We start from the raw sequence: 19,827 nt of genomic DNA, 5'->3' as shown, positions 1-19,827 counted from the left end.
GCCGCTCCAAGGGCGGCATGCACCGCAACACCCGCGCCGAAGACATGTCGGCGCACCTGATCAGCAAATTGCTGGAACGCAACAGCAAGGTCGATCCTGCCGAAGTCGAGGACGTGATCTGGGGCTGCGTCAACCAGACCTTGGAGCAGGGCTGGAACATCGCGCGCATGGCGTCGCTGATGACCCAGATCCCGCACACTTCGGCCGGCCAGACCGTCAGCCGTCTGTGTGGCTCGTCGATGAGCGCGTTGCACACTGCTGCGCAAGCGATCATGACTGGCAACGGTGACGTATTCGTGGTTGGCGGCGTCGAGCATATGGGCCACGTGAGCATGATGCACGGTGTCGATCCGAACCCGCACATGTCGCTGTATGCGGCGAAAGCCTCGGGCATGATGGGCCTGACCGCTGAAATGCTGGGCAAAATGCACGGCATCACTCGCGAACAACAGGACTCTTTCGGCGTGCGCTCCCACCAGTTGGCCCACAAGGCAACTGTGGAAGGCAAGTTCAAAGACGAAATCATCCCGATGCAGGGCTACGACGAGAACGGTTTCCTGAAACTGTTCGACTATGACGAAACCATTCGTCCGGAAACCACCCTGGAAAGTCTGGCGGCCCTCAAGCCTGCCTTCAATCCAAAGGGCGGCACCGTGACTGCCGGTACTTCCTCGCAGATCACTGATGGTGCTTCGTGCATGATCGTGATGTCGGCGCAGCGTGCTCAGGATCTGGGTATCCAGCCAATGGCAGTGATCCGTTCGATGGCAGTGGCGGGTGTGGATCCGGCAATCATGGGCTATGGTCCAGTTCCGGCCACGCAGAAAGCGCTGAAGCGTGCGGGTCTGGGTATCAACGATATCGACTTCTTCGAGCTCAACGAAGCTTTCGCTGCACAGGCTTTGCCAGTGCTGAAAGATCTGAAAGTTCTCGACAAGATGAACGAGAAGGTTAACCTGCACGGCGGCGCGATCGCCCTGGGTCACCCGTTCGGTTGCTCCGGTGCCCGTATTTCCGGCACTTTGCTGAACGTGATGAAGCAGAATAGCGGCACCTTCGGGGTGGCCACTATGTGCATTGGTCTCGGCCAAGGCATCTCCACCGTCTTCGAACGCGTTTAAGCGTCTCGTCGATGGAAGCCGGGGCCAAGTGCCCCGGTTTTTGTTTTTGTGGATTTATTTTGTTTTTATTTTGAAAAAATTTGAGTGAGGGCCGAAGCATGCCGATACAACCAGGGCTCTACCAACATTACAAAGGTCCGCAGTACCGCGTATTCAGTGTTGCGCGGCATTCCGAGACCGAAGAAGAAGTGGTCTTTTACCAAGCCCTGTATGGCGATTACGGCTTTTGGGTACGTCCTCTGAGCATGTTTCTCGAGTCGGTCGAGGTTGACGGCGAGCAAGTGCCACGCTTTGCTTTGGTGCAAGCCGAACCGAGCCTTTTTTCCAAGGCATGAGGCAAGTGCGCAGAGAACCCTGTGCTTGACCTCACCTTGTATCAACTATATATAGCGGTGCCGCGTCAGGCGCCAACCGCCTTTCACTTCTAGAATTCAGGAATTTTCTGATCCATGGGCAAATCGCTGGTCATTGTGGAATCCCCGGCTAAGGCCAAGACCATCAACAAGTATCTGGGTAACCAATACGTGGTGAAGTCGAGTATCGGCCATATCCGAGACCTGCCCACCAGCGGTTCGGCTAGCGCCAGCAAAGAGCCAGCCGCCAAGCGCGGCAAGGCTGCTGCGGGCGAAGGTCCGGTGCTCTCGCCGAAAGAGAAAGCGCGCAAGCAGCTCGTCTCGCGTATGGGTGTCGATCCCGAACATGGCTGGAAAGCCAAGTACGAGATCCTCCCGGGCAAAGAGAAGGTCATCGAAGAGCTGCGCCGGCTCGCCAAAGATGCTGACACCATCTATCTCGCAACCGACTTGGATCGCGAGGGGGAAGCCATTGCCTGGCACCTGCGCGAAGCCATCGGTGGTGATGACAGCCGCTACAAGCGCGTGGTGTTCAACGAAATTACCAAGAAGGCGATTCAGGAAGCGTTCTCCCAGCCGGGCGAGCTGGACATCGATCGTGTCAACGCTCAGCAGGCGCGTCGCTTCCTCGACCGCGTTGTGGGTTACATGGTTTCGCCGCTGCTGTGGGCGAAGATCGCCCGTGGCCTGTCCGCCGGTCGCGTGCAGTCGGTTGCCGTGAAACTGGTGGTCGAGCGTGAGCGCGAGATTCGTGCGTTCAACCCGGAAGAATACTGGGAAGTTCATGCCGATCTCGGCACCACCAAAGGCTCGACCGTCCGTTTCGAAGTCGCTCGCGAGAAAGGCGAAGCCTTCAAGCCGCTGAACGAAGCTCAGGCCATGGCCGCGCTGGAGAAGCTCAAGGCTTCCAGCTACAGCATCGTCAAGCGCGAAGACAAGCCGACCAGCAGCAAACCGTCGGCGCCGTTCATCACGTCCACTTTGCAGCAGGCCGCGAGCAACCGCCTGGGCTTCGGCGTGAAGAAAACCATGATGATGGCCCAGCGTCTGTACGAAGCCGGCTACATCACTTATATGCGTACCGACTCGACCAACCTCTCGGCCGATGCCGTGACGATGGCACGTGCTTACATCGAAGATGAATTCGGCAAGAAGTACCTGCCGGAGACGCCGAACGTCTACAGCAGCAAGGAAGGCGCACAAGAGGCTCACGAAGCGATTCGTCCGTCCGACGCCAACACCATTCCGAGCAAGCTGGCGGGCATGGAGCGTGATGCAGAGCGCCTCTACGAGCTGATCTGGCGCCAGTTCCTGGCGTGCCAGATGCTGCCAGCGCAATACCTGTCGACCACGGTCAGCGTCGGTGCCGGTGACTTCGAGCTGCGTGCCAAGGGCCGTATCCTCAAGTTCGACGGTTACACTCGCGTGATGCCGCAGATTGCCAAGCCGGGCGATGACGACGTTCTGCCGGACATGGCACAGGGCGACGTGATGAAACTGATCAAGCTTGATCCGTCCCAGCACTTCACCAAACCGCCGGCCCGTTACTCGGAAGCCAGCCTGGTTAAAGAGATGGAAAAGCGTGGTATCGGTCGTCCTTCGACCTATGCAGCGATCATTTCGACTATTCAGGATCGCGGCTACGTGACCCTGCACAACCGTCGTTTCTACTCGGAAAAGATGGGCGACATCGTTACCGAGCGTCTGTCGGAGAGCTTCTCGAACCTCATGGACTACGGCTTCACCGCCGGCATGGAAGAGAATCTCGATGACGTTGCTCAAGGCGAGCGTGACTGGAAAAACGTGCTGGACGAGTTTTATGGCGACTTCAAAAAGAAACTCGAAGTAGCCGAGAATCCGGAAAACGGCATGCGTGCCAACCAGCCGGTCATGACCGATATTCCATGCACCACTTGCGGTCGTCCGATGCAGATCCGTACTGCTTCGACCGGCGTGTTCCTCGGTTGCTCGGGCTACAGCCTGCCGCCGAAAGAGCGTTGCAAGGCCACCGTCAATCTGGTGCCGGGCGACGAAATCGCTGCGGACGACGAAGGTGAGTCGGAATCGCTGGTACTGCGTGGCAAGCATCGCTGCCCGATCTGCAGCACGGCGATGGACGCTTACCTGCTCGACGAGAAGCGCAAGCTGCACATCTGCGGTAACAACCCGGATTGCGCCGGCTACGAAATCGAAGAGGGCAGTTATCGCATCAAGGGCTACGAAGGTCCAAGCCTGGAGTGCGACAAGTGCGGCAGCGAGATGCAGCTCAAGACTGGCCGTTTCGGCAAGTTCTTCGGTTGCACCAATCCGACGTGCAAAAACACCCGCAAACTGCTGAAGAGCGGTGATGCGGCGCCGCCGAAGATGGATCCGGTGAAGATGCCTGAGCTGAAATGCGAAAAGGTCAACGACACCTACATTCTGCGTGACGGTGCGTCCGGCCTGTTCCTGGCGGCCAGTCAGTTCCCGAAAAACCGCGAGACCCGTGCTCCGCTGGTGATCGAGATTCTGCCGCACAAGGATGAGATCGATCCGAAGTATCACTTCCTGTGTGATGCGCCGCAGAAGGATCCTGATGGTTTGCCAGCGGTGATCCGCTACAGCCGCAAGACCAAGGAGCAGTACGTGCAGACCGAAGTCGACGGTAAGCCTACTGGCTGGAAGGCGTACTACGATGGTGGTAAATGGACCGTTGAAGACAAGCGCAGTGCGAAGGCCAAGGCCGAGTAAGCGTTAGTCCTTCAATGAAAAGGCCGCATGAGAACCTTCGGGTTTTCATGCGGCCTTTTTGTTTTGTGCTTGCGGTGGGATCGGCTGATCCATGACACTGTCGGGTCTGTGTGACGCAATTATTTCGCTGTGGAGACTGCCGGCATGGCGCACGAACTCTATACCCGCACCAATCAGAAAATCTATTTCGCCGGTCTGTCGCTGGAAGCTCTTGCTCGCGCCGAAGAGGGGCGGGCGATGAATTCGTTGGCGCTGATTCAGGCTGGGCGCGAATCGGCGTTGTTTCATCTATACGGCGCATTGCTTGGGCTGTGCCATGAGATCGCCGGGTTTTACCGTCTGCCGCAGGCCAATGCGCCTCGGGCAGAAATGCTGCTGACCCGCGAAGTGCTGGAGTCCATCGCGATTCCCGAGCTCGCTGAAATGGTTGAGTTGGCGGGCAATCCGGAAACCTGGTTGGCAAAACTGCTGGCGGCACACTCGGCAATGTTCCAGCCACCAAGGGTGCCTCACAAGCCCAAGGGCGACGTGACGCAGCCGTTGATTCAGGCAGTCAATCTGGATGAAGAAGAGGCGCCCGAAGAGTTGAGTCGTGAAGAACTGGAGAGTTGGCGGCAGAATCTCAAAGGCCTGGCCATTCGTTTTCGCGAAGGTCTGAACGAGTGCTGACGGTGATTGACGCGGTGGCAATCTGAAACATGCTGCTGGTCAAGATCCCGAGCGAAGCCTGAATGATGTCTATATAATCCCTGCCTTTCGTGGAGAACAGACCTATATGCCAACGTCCTTTCTAGAAATTGTCGAGTTACCCGACGGCCGAATCGAACTGCGCAGGGCTGAGGACGAGGGTTCTCTGGTGACTCTGGATTTCTCCGAGGATGCCAAGACATTCCTGCAGGGCCAGCACGTGGAAATCGCCAAGGCGATGTTGAGCGTCGGCGTGCAGATGGCAGGCCGGATGATCGAGGGTGAGTTTGATAAAGAAGAGGGGCCGCGGGTTCTTCACTGATTCCCGGCTGCTTCAGGTTCTTGTCGATACCGCTTCAGATCGGCTTCTCTGTCCTTGGAGAAGCCCTGCGCTTCACACAGCGCGCTTAACTTGTAATCAACCCAATCGAATGTTCAGACTTTGAGCGTCGCCCATGCGTGCAGCGCTGATCAGTTGTTGCCGTGAACCTGTGTTCAGCGGGTTAAGCCAGGTGACCACTGTGTGACTGCGACCCAGGCGCAAGGCTTCGCAAGCGAGTTGCTGAGCACTTTGAGTGCCTCGTGGTTGCAGCAACAAAATGCGTTCGCGGTTAAGGCCGGCATCCCGCAGCCATGATTGGGTGAGGCTGGCAGGTGGCGCGATCAGTGTCAGCCAGCGTGCATCCTGATCGTCGCTCAATTCGCGAAGGATCGGCGCCAGCAGGTTCAGGCAGTTCCCGGCCGTACCGCGCAGTGACAGCTCACTGAATACTTCGGGTTCGGCATTCCAGGGGCGTTCGACCACTTCTTTCAGGATCGGTGCCATCGGTTGCGCCAGAAACGCTTCGAATAAAGGCAGTTGTGTTTGCTGAGGTGTGTGTGGGAACTGCATAAAGCCTCCTTTAGCGGCGGATTACGCCGACACTCAAGCCTTCGATCACCAGTTCCTGATCTTTCAGGTCGACTTCGATAGGGGCGAACTCAGGGTTTTCGGCAATCAGCCAGACTTTGCTGCCTTCACGCTTGAAGCGTTTGACGGTCACTTCATCGCCGATGCGGGCGACGACGACCTGACCATTACGTGCTTCGCGAGTGGTATGGACAGCGAGCAGGTCACCGTCAAAAATACCGATGTCCTTCATACTCATGCCGTGTACGCGCAGCAGGTAGTCGGCGCGAGGGTGGAAGAACGCTGGGTTGATGTTGCAGGATTCCTCGATGTGCTGCTGGGCGAGAATCGGTGCACCGGCAGCGACCCGTCCGATGATTGGCAGGGTAGAGTCGTCGGCCTTGGCTTCGAAGCCCGGAATGCGAATGCCGCGAGAAGCGCCAGGGGTCATTTCGATGGCGCCCTTGCGGGCCAGCGCCTTGAGGTGTTCTTCCGCCGCGTTGGGCGACTTGAAACCCAGTTCCTGAGCAATTTCCGCGCGGGTTGGCGGGTAGCCGTTGTCTTCGAGGCAACGTTTGATAAAGGCCAGAATCTCGGCTTGGCGTGGCGTCAGCTTTAGCATAATGATCGCTCTGTCTTTTTATACAGTGACTGGGATTATATACAGTGAAGCGGTCTTGGCAATGCCCGTTTTTTTGCACGCCGCCGGACGGTCGACGGGCTGTCTTATTAATACGTGGGTCTTGTGTGGTTAAATAGCTGACCGACCATTCCCAAAACGAACCGGCAGGCTTGACAATGCACAGGCTGAAACGTATGTTTCAAACAAGTGTTTGTCAGGCGGAGTAGCCATGGCCCAGTCGGAAACCGTTGAACGCATTCTTGATGCTGCCGAGCAATTGTTCGCGGAGAAAGGTTTCGCTGAAACCTCATTGCGTTTGATCACCAGCAAGGCTGGCGTCAACCTGGCAGCAGTCAACTATCATTTCGGCTCCAAGAAAGCGCTGATTCAGGCCGTGTTCTCGCGCTTTCTCGGGCCTTTCTGTACCAGTCTCGATAAAGAGCTGGAGCGCCGACAGGCCAAGCCTGAAAACAAACCCACGCTCGAAGAGCTGCTGGAAATCCTCGTCGAGCAGGCGCTGGTGGTTCAGCCGCGCAGTGGTAACGACCTGTCGATTTTCATGCGTTTGCTCGGTCTTGCGTTCAGCCAGAGCCAAGGCCATTTGCGTCGTTATCTTGAAGACATGTACGGCAAGGTGTTCCGTCGCTACATGCTGCTGGTCAACGAAGCGGCGCCACGCATTCCACCGATCGAATTATTCTGGCGCGTGCATTTCATGCTTGGCGCTGCGGCGTTCAGCATGTCCGGCATCAAGGCCTTGCGCGCAATTGCCGAGACCGATTTCGGCGTCAACACCTCCATCGAGCAGGTCATGCGCCTGATGGTGCCGTTCCTCGCTGCGGGCATGCGCGCCGAAACCGGTGTTACCGATGCGGCCATGGCGACTGCGCAACTGCGTCCCCGCAGTAAATCAACGCCGGTAGCCGCCAAGGTTTAACCGCGCACGGGTGGGCGCGGCAGCTGGTATCCGCTAAGCTAGCCGCCCATGCCGACTCTCGTTTTGAACCCGTTATCCATTGAAATCGCTAATCTGCCGGGCACCGCCCTCGGTGGCGATTTCGTGCGGATCGGGTTTTTCGTTTTCAAGGAATCTCTATGACTGCTGGCCTGCAAGGCTCGTTGATGGTGGACGTCGCCGGTACCTGGCTGACGGCCGAAGATCGCCAATTGTTGCGCCAGCCCGAAGTGGGCGGCCTGATCATTTTTGCCCGCAACATCGAACACCCACGCCAGGTGCGTGAGCTGAGCGCGGCGATCCGTGCAATTCGTCCGGATCTGCTGCTGGCGGTGGATCAGGAGGGCGGGCGCGTGCAGCGTCTGCGGCAGGGTTTTGTGCGTCTGCCGGCCATGCGTGCCATCGCCGACAATCCGAATGCCGAGTATCTGGCCGAACAATGTGGCTGGATCATGGCCACCGAAGTGCTGGCAGTCGGACTCGATCTGAGTTTCGCACCAGTGCTTGATCTCGATTACCAGCGCAGCGCCGTGGTCGGCACCCGTTCCTTTGAAGGCGATCCTGAGCGTGCCGCTCTGCTCGCCGGGGCGTTCATTCGCGGCATGAACAGCGCAGGCATGGCCGCCACCGGCAAGCATTTCCCGGGGCATGGCTGGGCCGAGGCCGACTCCCACGTGGCCATCCCCAACGACGAGCGCAGTCTCGAAGAGATCCGCGCCAACGATCTCGTGCCGTTCGCCAGACTCAGCAAGCAACTGGCCGCCGTCATGCCGGCTCACGTCATTTATCCGCAAGTCGATTCGCAGCCGGCAGGTTTCTCCCGACGCTGGTTGCAGGACATCCTGCGTGGCGAATTGCAGTTTGATGGCGTGATCTTCAGCGATGACCTGTCGATGGCTGGCGCTCACGTAGTCGGCGACGCCGCCAGTCGCATCGAAGCAGCGCTGACTGCCGGTTGCGACATGGGCCTGGTGTGCAACGACCGCGCCGCCGCCGAACTGGCGCTGAGCGCCGCGCAACGGATGAAAGTCAAGCCGTCCGCACGCATCGCCCGCATGCGTGGTCAGGCATTCGCCAGCACCGACTATCGTCAGGATCCGCGCTGGCTGACCGCCATCGGCGCGCTCAAAGATGCTCAACTGATTGACTAAGGATTTTTCGCTATGACGGTTTACGCAATCATCGGTGGCACCGGCCTGACTAAACTCGAAGGCCTGAGCATTCGTCAGTCGCTGGCAGTTGATACGCCTTATGGCGCACCCTCCGCCGAAGTGCAGATTGGCGAATACGCCGGCAAGGAAGTGTTGTTCCTCGCCCGTCACGGCCATCCGCATCGCTTCCCGCCGCACAAGGTCAACTACCGCGCCAACCTCTGGGCGTTGAAGCAGGCAGGCGCCGAAGCGATCATCGCGGTCAACGCTGTAGGCGGGATTCACCCGGCCATGGGCACCGGGCATTTCTGCGTTCCGCATCAGATCGTCGACTACACCAGCGGCCGCGAGCACACCTATTTCGCTGATGATCTGGAACATGTCACGCACATCGACTTCAGCTTTCCCTACAGCGAGCCGTTGCGTCAGCAGTTGATTGCAGCGCTGGCCGCTGAAGGTTGTGAATTTAGTGATCAGGGCGTTTACGCCTGCACGCAAGGACCGCGCCTGGAGACTGTCGCGGAGATCGTGCGTCTGGAGCGTGATGGTTGTGACATCGTCGGCATGACTGGTATGCCGGAAGCTGTGCTGGCTCGCGAACTGGAACTGGACTACGCCTGTTTGTCGCTGGTGGTGAATCCGGCAGCGGGCAAGACCACTGAAGTGATCACCATGGCCGAGATCGAGCAGGCGTTGCATGACGGGATGGGTAAGGTGAAGTCGACGTTGGCGCGGGTGCTGGCCGGTTGAATGACAGATAAACGCCATGACGATCATCATCGATCAACTTCATTCGCTGCCGTGGACTGAGGCATTCAGCCGTAATGCTTTGGCCAAGGCTCGCAATTACGCTATTGAGGATCGGATAGAAATCCACCTGGTCGATGACGAAATGATTGAGGCGGCCTGCGCCGGTTCTGAAAATTACGTTTATCAACAGGTCATCTATCTGGTTAAAGATCAGCAGGAGCAATTCGGTCTGAGTTGCTTTTGCTCCTGCCCGGTCGAGATCAACTGCAAGCACAGCGCGGCGGTGCTCTTTCATTTGCAGGCTCGCGCCGACAAAACGCCTGAAAGTGATGCCCCGGTTAAACTCAGTCGATCACTGGAGCACTGGCTTTCCAGTATTCCTGTGGCGACCCAGCCTGCTGAAGAAAACTCGCAAGCGGCCAGTACCCGGCTCTTTTACAAACTCAAGGCAACGCCGGTTCCAGGTAAATGGCTGGTAGAAATTTTCAAGGTCTACCAACTCAAGAGTGGCGAACTGCGCGACGTTAAATCGTTGTTCTCGCTATCGGACATGTTGATGCGTCAGCCCGGTTATCTGACCAAGCTCGATCTGCGGATTGCCCGGTTGCTGGTGGCCATGCACTCCCATCATGCTTATTACAGTGGCTATCCGCTAGACGGCAGCAGTGGCGCCGAGTTGCTCGAAATGCTGTTGCGAACGTCGCGACTGTTTCTGGATTTTGAAGCGTTGCAGCCGCTGAGTGCGGGCCCAAGAAGAAGCGCGCAGTTTGCCTGGGCCGAGCAAGCCAATGGCAGTTTTCGCCCGCAATGGAGCAGCGATGAGGCGTCGGCAGAAACCGTGCTCGCGCTGGAGCCGCTTTATTATCTGGATCGCGAGCGGCAACACATTGGCCCGCTGCTCACCGAGCTCGAAGAGAAGCTCGCCTGTCATTTGGCATTGGCGCCGGAAATTCCTGCGCGACAGGCGATGCAGTTCAGCCATCGGATGAGTGCGGCAACCCGAGTGGCCCCGCCGCACCAGCTCACGGAACGGATCGTCGATGATGTGTTGCCAAAGGCTCACCTGACCCTCGCCAGTGGCAAACGCTACACGCGCTGGCAGTACGAACCCGAACACCGTGCAGCCTTGCTGTTCACTTACGACGGTCATCCCGTACAGGATCGCAACCCGGAGGTGATGGTGCTTTCGGGTGTCGAAACCCTGCGTATTCAACGCCAGCCAGCCGCCGAAAAAGCCCTGCGCCAGCAATTGCAGAAACACGGTTTCAAAAAGGCCACTCGCAAAAGCAGCGTTGATCATCCGGGGGAGAAATTTGATCTGCCCGATGATTCAGCCTGGCTCACCTTTGCTCAGCACGGGATTCCCGCGTTGCGCGAGGCAGGCTGGCAGGTCGACGTCAGTAACAATTTCCACTTCAACGTCGAGCCGGTTGATCACTGGTATGCCGAGGTTGAGGAGGAGTCGGGACGGCAGTGGTTTGATCTGCAATTAGGCATTGTCGTTAACGGCGAACGCCACAGTCTGTTGCCGATTTTTCTGCATCTATTACGCACTCAGCCGCTGCTTCTCGATCCAGTGAAACTCGCTCAGCGCGGTGATGATGAGCTGCTGTTGGTCGAGTTGGGCGCTGGTCGTTATAGCAATACAATCAGCGGCAAAGTCGCGCTGCCTTTTGGTCGGGTCAAGCCGCTGATGGCCACATTGAGCGAGTTGTATCTGGGCAATCATCTCGGCGATAAATTACGCTTGAGCGCTCCTGATGCCGCACGCCTGAGTTTGCTTGAAGGTGTGTCGCTGGAGTGGCAGGGCGGCGAGCGTCTGCGCAATTTTGCCCGGCACTTGCGTGAATCGACTCATACGCAAGTCGCTGCGCCGGCCGGACTCAACGCGCAGATGCGGCCTTATCAACTTGAAGGTCTCAACTGGATGCAAACCCTGCGTGAGCTGGAAGTTGGCGGCATTCTCGGTGATGACATGGGCTTGGGAAAAACCCTACAGACCTTGGCTCATCTTCTGACGGAAAAACAGGCTGGGCGGCTTGATCGTCCGGCATTGGCCGTGATGCCCACGAGCCTGATCCCTAATTGGCTCGATGAGGTGCAGCGCTTTACCCCGCAGTTGAAAGTGCTGGCGTTGCATGGCAGCGGTCGGCAAAAAGATTTCGCCAGTCTGGCGGAGTACGACCTCGTGTTGACCACTTACGCCTTGTTGCCAAGGGATCTTGACGCTCTACAACCACAGGTGTGGAGCGTGCTGATTCTGGATGAGGCGCAGAACATCAAGAACCCCGTCAGCAAAGCTGCTCAAGCTGCCCGTGATCTGCAGGCCGGGCAGCGTTTGTGCCTGAGCGGCACGCCAATGGAAAACCACTTGGGCGAGCTCTGGTCGCAGTTCCACTTTTTGATGCCCGGTTGGCTCGGCGACAGCAAATCCTTCAATCGTGATTACCGCACACCGATTGAAAAGCACGGCAACGTCGAACGCATGCAGCATCTGACGGCGCGGATAAAACCCTTTTTGCTACGGCGCAAGAAAGATCAGGTCGCCACCGAGCTGCCGCCGAAAACCGAAATTGTGCATTGGGTTGATCTCAGCGATGGCCAGCGCGATGTCTATGAAACGGTTCGCGTGGCGATGGACAAAAAAGTGCGCGACGAAATCGCCCGCAGTGGCATGGCGCGCAGTCAGATCATCATTCTCGATGCCTTGCTCAAGCTGCGGCAGGTCTGCTGCGACTTGCGCCTGATCAAGATGCCGCTGACGGCGAAGGCACTGCGCTCCGGCAGTGGCAAACTGGTCAGTTTGATGGAAATGCTCGAAGAGCTGCTCGGCGAAGGTCGCAGGATCCTGCTGTTCTCGCAGTTCACCTCAATGCTCGCCTTGATTGAGGAAGAACTGCAGCAACGTGACATTGCCTATTCGCTGCTGACCGGTGACACCACGGACCGGCGCACACCGGTGAAGGATTTTCAGGGAGGCAAGGTGTCGTTGTTTCTGATCAGTCTCAAGGCCGGGGGGACTGGTTTGAATCTGACCGCAGCGGACACCGTGATCCACTTCGACCCTTGGTGGAACCCCGCAGTGGAGAATCAGGCGACGGATCGTGCGTATCGAATCGGGCAAAACAACCCGGTGTTCGTCTACAAATTGATTGCTCGAGGCACTGTAGAGGAAAAGATACAGGCGCTACAGCAGGAGAAGGCTGCGTTGGCCGGGGCTGTGCTTGAAGGCGGAACGACGGGCGGCTGGAAGCTGGAGCAGAGTGATATTGAGGCACTGTTTGCGCCGTTGCCTGTTTCCAAGGGGTGATAGCCTGAATCTGATGGCCCCTTCGCTGGCAAGCCAGCCCCCACAGGTATTGAGTTGAAATCACAATTTTGTGTCCGACTCATAACCCTGTGGGAGCTGGCTTGCCAGCGATAGCTATCTAACAGACAAAAAAGATCTCAGCGCTTGTCGAGCTTATCCGGCAGCGGTGCAAACAGCGCTTCGATATCATCGTTCTGCAGCTTCCAGTCTCCAGCCTTGCGCCCATCCAGCACGCCTGCCGCCAGATCGGACTTTTCCTTCTGCAGATGCTGAATCTTCTCTTCCACTGTGCCCCGGGCAATCATCTTGTAGACGAAAACCGGCTTCTCCTGGCCGATCCGATACGCACGGTCAGTCGCCTGATTCTCGGTCGCCGGGTTCCACCACGGGTCGTAGTGGATCACCGTATCTGCTTCAGTCAGGTTCAAACCGACACCGCCAGCCTTCAAGCTGATCAGAAAGATCTGACGCGTGCCGCTCTGGAATTCCTTCACCGGTGTGCGTCGATCACGGGTCTGGCCCGTCAACAGCGCATAGGCGACATTGCGTTTTTTCAGCTCGATTTCGATCAGTGACAGCATCGACGTGAACTGCGAAAACAGCAGAATCCGTCGACCTTCCTCGAACAATTCCTCAAGCATCTCCATCAGGCTATCGAGCTTGCCCGATGTGCTGCCGCGGGCGGGCAGGGTGGCGTCGTTGACCAGGCGTAAATCACAGCAAACCTGGCGCAGCTTCAACAAGGCTTCGAGAATGATGATCTGACTGCGCGCCACGCCTTTGCGGGTGATCTCGTCGCGGACTTTTTTGTCCATCGCCAGGCGCATGGTTTCGTATACGTCGCGCTGGGCTTCGTTGAGATCGACCCAGTGGATGATTTCCGTCTTGGGTGGCAGTTCAGTCGCAACCTGTTCCTTGGTGCGGCGCAGCAGAAACGGTTTTATCCGACCGTTAAGGTGCTGAAGTCTGACTTCGCTGCCGCGCTTTTCGATCGGTACACGGTAATCGGCGTTGAAGCTTTTCACGTCACCGAGCCAGCCGGGCAACAGGAAGTGGAACAGTGACCACAATTCGCCGAGGTGGTTTTCCAGCGGTGTGCCGCTCAGGCACAGGCGCTGACGGGCATTCAATTCGCGGGCTGCTTGCGCCGCTTTGCTGTTCGGGTTCTTGATGTATTGCGCTTCGTCCAGCACCAGTACGTGCAGCGGCTGTTGTGCCAGGCGTTCGACGTCCTTGGGCAGCAGGGCATAGGTGGTGAGGATCAGGTCGAAGTCGGCCAGTTTGTCAAAATGCTTCTTGCGGCTGGCCCCGTAGAGCGCGACCACTTTCAGTTGCGGTGTGAAGTGCGCCGCTTCATCGAGCCAGTTCGGAATCAGGCTGGTGGGCATCACTACCATGCATGGCCGATCAAGTCGTCCGGCGTTTTTCTCGCTGAGAATATGCGCCAGAGTCTGTAGGGTTTTGCCCAGGCCCATGTCGTCTGCGAGAATCCCGCCGACTTCCAGTTGTCGCAACGATTGCATCCAGCTCAAGCCTTCGAGCTGGTAAGGGCGCAGCGTCGCGTTCAAGCCTTCTGGCGCTTCTGTGCTGAAATCACGAATGTCACGCAGCCGCTGAGCGAACGTGCGAATCTGCTCGCCGCCCTCCCACAGCAACGGAAGGCCCTCCAGCGAATTGAGGCGCGTGGCGTCGGCCCTGCTCAGGCGCAGGCTGGTCTCGCCGGGTTCCTGCAGATAGAACTCACCGAGGGTGGTCAATACCGGTTTCAATCGCCCGAGCGGCAAGGCAACTTGCAGCGGCCCGTGCTCGCTGTTGCGCTGCGGAATATTGACCAGAATCAGCTCGTCATCGCGTCGACGTGCGAGGCGTTCCGGGTTGAGGATTTCCGCGTGCGAACGCATTAGATTGAGCAGGATCGGCAGCAGACTCAAGCGCTCGCCGTTGACGATGATGCCCAGTTCCAGATCAAACCAGTCGCGCTCCGGCGCTTGCTCGACCGTGGCGTACCAGTCATCCACCGCTGTCAGATCAAAGCCGAATTCCTCGTCGATCTGCAATTCCCAGCCTTGAGTGCGCAGCTTCGGCAGGTCGTTGAGGGTGAACGTCAGCCAGGCGCTGTCGTTGACCATCTCATAGAGTTCGCCGGCACTTTCCGGCAGTGCCTTGCTCTGACGGGTGGCGATACGAAAGCCGAGGATTCGTAACTGCTCGCGGTAGGACTGTTCGACTTCCGGATGACGTTTTATCCGCAAGGTCTGGGTTTCCTGGCGAATCAGGATGTCACTGTTCTTCTGCCCGCTGACGTACTCGTCCAGATAACTGAACGACAGCGCTGCGCGATGTTGAATGTAGCGCTGCATTTTGCCGTTGCGTGGCTCGAAGGCACTGAATTCGACGCTGGCCAGCCACAGGCGTGGTACCGGCTGGACGTTTTCCACCAGCACTTGTGGCGGCGCTTTCGGGCTACGGTTTTCCAGCACGGCCTGAAGTTTTTCCAGCAATTCGGCGTCTTTGGCAGCGGCGGGGTAGTCGAGGGTTTCCTGGATCTGTAGCAATACCGCTGCGCAATGTTTGCAGTTGGTGCGAACCGGGCAGGTGCAGGCCGCGTCGACCAGTAGCAAAGTGCCTTTGGCTGACTCGCGCAAGTGAATCGTCTGACGGTAAACGTTACCGCCAGAGCCTTCGCAGCTGGCGGTGATGGTCGCATCGCCGACCTGGGCGATGCGTACCCGGTTTTCCAGCGCGTAGCGGCGGCCACGCTCCAGGCTCTGTTCCTTGAATCGGCTGACCCAGGAGGGTGCCAACGGTTTACTCAGGGGCGGGGACATAAGGACTTCGATCAGTCCGGAATGGCTTCAGGCGCTTCCCGTGGCGCGGGCGCCGTCAGGGAAGTGATCTTGATCAGCAGGGCCAGGTGACCGTTATCGAGGTAGTTGAGTTGACCGTTTTTGGTGTGGCTGTCCTGTTTCAGGCGCTCGCTGGCGGTGACCATGCCGTTGGCGTCGATCTGGTTGACCCAGAAATCGGCGTTCACGTCGGTGAAGCGCCCGAGTTTCATTTCCAGGGTGCCCTCGATCGGGAACTGGCCGAATTGTTCCTTGCCATCGCTGACGGCAACCTTGGTCGGCGCCTCGCCAAGGGTCTGTTGCCAGGCCTTGTGCAGCAACACGCTGTACTCGCCGCTGGCGGTGAGTTTGGTGGCGACATCGTTCAGGGCCGGGGTGCGCTGGCTGTCATCGGCCAGGCGCTGGGCGCCGGCGGCCCAGTCTTCCGGCGCAGCGCGGCTGACAATAGCCGGAACTGCGTTCTGGCGGACCAGAATCATTTCGACCTGATACAGGTCATCGGCAAACGCCATCGGTGCTACGAAAGTCAGTAGCAAAGTCAGTGAGCGAAACAGGCGCATGCGGCGTCCTTCAAGCAGTTTTCGGGATGAGGCGCTCGAACAGCGCCTCTACAGTATTAAAGCGCTCTTCCGGGCGCTCCATCGGCACCTGGAACTTGAACATGGTGGCGCCTTCGAATTTGTAGCGTTTTGGCTGGCTCTGGATCAGCTTGATCAGGGTCATCGGGTCGACCGGCGTCTGCGCGGCGAACTCGATGCGTCCACCCTGCGGGCCGCCGTCGACCTTCTTGATGCCTAACTGCTCAGCCTGCAATTTCAAGGCCGTGATGCGCACCAGATTCTTGGTCGGCTCCGGCAGCAATCCGAACCGGTCGATCATCTCGACTTGCAGGTCCTTCAAACCTTCCTCGTCGGTGGCCGAAGCGATGCGCTTGTACAGGATCAGGCGGGCGTGAACGTCCGGCAGATAATCTTCCGGAATCAGCGCCGGCACCCGCAGGTTGACCTCCGGGCCGCCGCCGAGCGGTTGATCAAGGTTCGGTTGCTCACCCTTGCGGATCGACTTCACCGCACGTTCAAGCATTTCCATGTACAGCGTGAAGCCTACGGCTTGAATCTGCCCGCTCTGACCGTCGCCGAGCAATTCGCCGGCGCCACGGATTTCCAGGTCGTTGGTCGCCAGGACGAAACCGGCACCGAGATCCTGAGTGTTGGCGATCGCCTCCAGACGCTTTTCCGCGTCTGAGGTGATTTGCTGGCGCGGCGGTGTCAGCAGGTAAGCGTAAGCCTGGTGGTGGCTGCGACCCACGCGACCGCGCAACTGGTGCAGCTGTGCCAGGCCGAACTTGTCGGCGCGCTCGATGATGATGGTGTTGGCGCTCGGCACGTCGATGCCGGTCTCGATGATGGTCGAGGCGATCAGCACGTTGAAGCGCTTGTGGTAGAAGTCGCTCATCACCTGTTCGAGTTCGCGCTCGCGCATCTGCCCGTGGCCAATGCCGATCCGCGCTTCCGGCACCAGTTCGGCGAGGTCGGCGGCGCATTTCTCGATGGTCTTCACATCGTTGTGCAGGTAGTAAACCTGGCCGCCGCGCAGCAGTTCACGGAGCAGGGCTTCTTTGACCGTGCTCTTGTTCTGCTCCATGACGAAGGTGCGCACCGACAGGCGTCGCGCTGGCGGCGTGGCGATAATCGACAGGTCGCGCATGCCCGACACCGCCATGTTCAGCGTGCGCGGAATCGGCGTGGCAGTCAGCGTGAGAATGTCGACTTCGCTGCGCAGGGCCTTGAGCTGTTCTTTCTGACGCACACCAAAACGGTGCTCTTCGTCGATGATCACCAGCCCGAGGTTTTTGATTTTGACGTCATCGGACAGCAGCTTGTGGGTGCCGATGACGATGTCGATCTTGCCTTCCGCCAGATCGGCGATCGCCGCATTGACTTCCTTGGCCGACTTGAAGCGGCTCATCACTTCCACGGTCACTGGCCAGTCGGCGAAACGGTCGCGGAAGCTGTTGTAGTGCTGCTGAGCGAGCAGGGTGGTCGGCACCAGAATCGCCACCTGACGGCCGCCGTGCACAGCAATGAACGCTGCGCGCATGGCCACTTCGGTCTTGCCGAAACCGACGTCGCCGCAGACCAGTCGATCCATCGGTTTCGGCGCGAGCATGTCTGCACGCACGGCTTCGATGGTCGATTGCTGATCCGGCGTTTCTTCGAACGGGAAACCGGCGCTGAACGTCGCGTAATCGGCTTTCGGATCGGCAAACGCGTAACCTTCGCGCGCCGCACGACGGGCATAGATGTCGAGCAGTTCGGCAGCGACATCGCGCACTTGTTCAGCGGCTTTGCGCTTGGCTTTCTGCCAGGTTTCCGAGCCGAGGCGGTGCAGCGGGGCCAGCGCATCGTCGCTGCCGGTGTAACGCGCGATCAAATGCAGGTTGGCCACCGGCACGTAGAGCTTGGCGTTCTCGGCGTATTCGAGGGTGAGGAATTCGGCGGCCTGGCTGTCGATTTCCAGAATCGTCAGGCCCAGGTAACGGCCGACACCGTGGTCGATGTGCACCACCGGCGCGCCTTCACGCAGCTCGGTGAGGTTCTTGATCACCGCGTCGTTGTTGCCGTCGGCGCGTTTTTCACGACGGCGACGCTGCATCACGCGTTGCCCGAACAGCGGGCTTTCCGCGACCAGCGCCAGTGCCGGGTCATCCAGCATCAGGCCTTCATCGAGCGGGGCAATGGTGATCGCCAGGCGATCCTTGCTCGCGACGAAGTCCGGCCAGCTGTCGACGGTTTTCGGTCGCAGCTTCAGGCGTTCCAGCAGTTCCAGCAACACTTCGCGACGCCCCGCAGATTCGGCGGTGAACAGCACGCGTCCGGGGAATTCGTCGAGGAATGCAGAAAGTGCCGCCAGTGGTTGCGTGGCTTTGGCTTCAATCGCCAGATTCGGCAACGCCTGTGCCGGGAAGCGTTCGCGACCGACGCCGGTTTCCACGTCCTGCTGGCTGGCGACCACGCGCGGCCAGCTCTTCAGGCGGGCGAAGCAGTCCTCCACCGGCAGGAACAGTTCGGCCGGTGGCAATAGAGGACGCGATGGATCGACGCGGCGCTCTTCATAACGATTGCGCACATCGTTCCAGAAGTTTTCCGCCGCCTGCTCGATACCCGGCAGCGAGAACACTTGGGTGTCCTGGGGCAGGTAATCGAACAGGGTCGAGGTTTCGTCGAAGAACAACGGCAGGTAGTACTCGATGCCGGCCGGCGTAATCCCGCTGCTCAAATCCTGAAAGATCGGGCAGCGGCGGAAGTCGACGTCAAAGCGCTCGCGGAACCGCGCCTTGAAGCGGGTTACCGCATCTTTTTGCAGCGGGAATTCACGGGCAGGCAGCAGCTTGACCGATTCGACCTTGTCGATGGATCGCTGATTTTCCGGATCGAAAGTACGCAGGGTTTCGATTTCATCGTCGAACAGGTCGATGCGATACGGCAGTTTGCTGCCCATCGGGAACAGATCGATCAGCGCACCGCGCACGGTGAATTCGCCGTGCTCATACACCGTGTCGACGTAGCGATAGCCACTGGCTTCGAGCCGCGAGCGCATCTGTTCGACGTCGAGCTTCTGGCCGACATCCAGCACCAGACTGCTGCCGAGCAGGAATTTGGTCGGCGCCAGTCGATGCAGCGCCGTGGTGATCGGCACCACCAGCACGCCATGTTCCAGCTCCGGCAGTCTATAAAGGCTGGCGATGCGCTGGGAAATGATGTCCTGGTGCGGCGAGAACAGGTCGTACGGCAGGGTTTCCCAGTCGGGGAAATGCAGAACGGGCAAATCCGGGGCGAAGAAACTCAGCTCCTGTTCCAGCCGTTCGGCACTCTGGCTGTCGGCGGTCAGTAGCAGGGTGAAGCGCTTGGCAGCGCTGGCAGCCTCGGCAATCGCCAGGCTCAGGGCGGCACCGGGCAAGTTGCCCCAGTGCTGTTTACCTGCCGCGGCAGGGAGAAGCGGTAGACGCAGAACAGGCACGGAAGGTTGAGCTCCAGGCGTTGCGACAAAGTCGGTAATTGTAGCGGCGTCCGGTGCTGCCTGTCAGTTGCAGACTGTGTCTATATTCGCTGTTTGCGCAAAATGTAGTGGTAACCATAAAAACGAGCACTTTTTTAACGGTTATGTAGTGCCGAAAGTGGCTGGTGTTACGGAGGGTTACAGACATCGTCTAACAGTTGTCGAAAAATTGACTGCGCTGGAAGCCCCGGTTTTACTGGGCTGGAGAGGGGCGTTATTTTTTGTGACGGAATTTTGTTACCGATTGCGCGACAAGCGCGCATTGCTACAAGAGGTTCTCGGCGGCATAATGTAGCCCCTTTTTTCTGCCCCTACATGTGGAAGGTTCCCGTGACTCAGAAGCCCGACCAGTGT

Annotated in this window: 14 protein-coding genes; 9 read left to right on the top strand and 5 right to left on the bottom strand. The window is 58.5% G+C overall.

Features of this window, described 5'->3' with window-relative positions; all coding sequences use genetic code 11:
* The 5 genes from fadA to ACIOWE_RS27795 form a co-directional block, all read left to right on the top strand.
* A partial coding sequence (gene fadA, locus ACIOWE_RS27815) for an acetyl-CoA C-acyltransferase FadA (protein ID WP_401398044.1) occupies positions 1–1,121 on the top strand: 1,121 nt, incomplete at its 5' end.
* A gap of 98 nt (positions 1,122–1,219) precedes the next feature.
* Positions 1,220–1,456, top strand: a complete 237-nt coding sequence (locus ACIOWE_RS27810; protein WP_007910467.1) for a DUF1653 domain-containing protein — start codon at positions 1,220–1,222, stop codon at positions 1,454–1,456.
* A gap of 114 nt (positions 1,457–1,570) precedes the next feature.
* Entirely contained in the window at positions 1,571–4,204 is a 2,634-nt protein-coding gene (gene topA / locus ACIOWE_RS27805) for a type I DNA topoisomerase (protein WP_401398042.1), read from the top strand.
* A 144-nt stretch (positions 4,205–4,348) separates the two neighbouring features.
* Positions 4,349–4,873 (top strand): DUF6586 family protein, encoded by a 525-nt coding sequence (locus ACIOWE_RS27800; protein WP_401398040.1) that lies wholly within the window; start codon positions 4,349–4,351, stop codon positions 4,871–4,873.
* Positions 4,874–4,979: 106 nt separating this feature from the next.
* The gene (locus tag ACIOWE_RS27795) at positions 4,980–5,213 is read left to right on the top strand and encodes a hypothetical protein (protein ID WP_008082203.1); all 234 of its coding nucleotides are present in this window, start codon (positions 4,980–4,982) and stop codon (positions 5,211–5,213) included.
* A gap of 96 nt (positions 5,214–5,309) precedes the next feature.
* Here the strand turns inward: ACIOWE_RS27795 and sulA are convergent, their stop codons facing one another.
* A complete protein-coding gene (gene sulA / locus ACIOWE_RS27790; protein ID WP_401398038.1) occupies positions 5,310–5,783 on the bottom strand; it encodes an SOS-induced cell division inhibitor SulA in 474 nt (157 codons plus the stop codon).
* A 10-nt stretch (positions 5,784–5,793) separates the two neighbouring features.
* Positions 5,794–6,402, bottom strand: coding sequence for a transcriptional repressor LexA (lexA, locus tag ACIOWE_RS27785; protein WP_003226590.1), 609 nt, complete (start codon positions 6,400–6,402; stop codon positions 5,794–5,796).
* Positions 6,403–6,631: 229 nt separating this feature from the next.
* Between lexA and ACIOWE_RS27780 the strand changes: the two genes are divergently transcribed.
* The 4 genes from ACIOWE_RS27780 (at position 6,632) to ACIOWE_RS27765 (ending at position 12,568) form a co-directional block, all read left to right on the top strand.
* Positions 6,632–7,339 carry a TetR/AcrR family transcriptional regulator gene (locus ACIOWE_RS27780; protein WP_100847815.1) on the top strand — a complete coding sequence of 236 codons (708 nt, stop codon included), beginning with the start codon at positions 6,632–6,634 and terminating at the stop codon, positions 7,337–7,339.
* A gap of 158 nt (positions 7,340–7,497) precedes the next feature.
* A complete protein-coding gene (gene nagZ, locus ACIOWE_RS27775; protein WP_401398036.1) occupies positions 7,498–8,508 on the top strand; it encodes a beta-N-acetylhexosaminidase in 1,011 nt (336 codons plus the stop codon).
* A gap of 12 nt (positions 8,509–8,520) precedes the next feature.
* Positions 8,521–9,258, top strand: coding sequence for an S-methyl-5'-thioinosine phosphorylase (locus tag ACIOWE_RS27770; protein WP_401398034.1), 738 nt, complete (start codon positions 8,521–8,523; stop codon positions 9,256–9,258).
* A gap of 16 nt (positions 9,259–9,274) precedes the next feature.
* On the top strand, positions 9,275–12,568 hold the full coding sequence (locus tag ACIOWE_RS27765; RefSeq protein WP_401398032.1) for an SNF2-related protein: 3,294 nt from the start codon (positions 9,275–9,277) through the stop codon (positions 12,566–12,568).
* Positions 12,569–12,705: 137 nt separating this feature from the next.
* Here ACIOWE_RS27765 and ACIOWE_RS27760 read toward each other — a convergent pair whose 3' ends face one another.
* From ACIOWE_RS27760 to mfd, 3 genes are read right to left on the bottom strand one after another with little or no spacing between them, the layout of a single operon-like run.
* A complete protein-coding gene (locus ACIOWE_RS27760) occupies positions 12,706–15,396 on the bottom strand; it encodes an SNF2-related protein (protein WP_401398030.1) in 2,691 nt (896 codons plus the stop codon).
* An 11-nt stretch (positions 15,397–15,407) separates the two neighbouring features.
* Positions 15,408–15,974, bottom strand: a complete 567-nt coding sequence (locus ACIOWE_RS27755; RefSeq protein WP_401398028.1) for a CsiV family protein — start codon at positions 15,972–15,974, stop codon at positions 15,408–15,410.
* Between the two features lie 10 nt (positions 15,975–15,984).
* Positions 15,985–19,434 carry a transcription-repair coupling factor gene (gene mfd / locus ACIOWE_RS27750; RefSeq protein ID WP_201237461.1) on the bottom strand — a complete coding sequence of 1,150 codons (3,450 nt, stop codon included), beginning with the start codon at positions 19,432–19,434 and terminating at the stop codon, positions 15,985–15,987.
* Between the last annotated feature and the right edge of the window lie 393 nt (positions 19,435–19,827).

The sequence above is a fragment of the Pseudomonas sp. NPDC087598 genome (assembly GCF_044743525.1).
Lineage (GTDB): Bacteria > Pseudomonadota > Gammaproteobacteria > Pseudomonadales > Pseudomonadaceae > Aquipseudomonas.
Note: the sequence above shows the minus strand (reverse complement) of the source record. Positions and strands in the feature narration are given on the sequence as shown.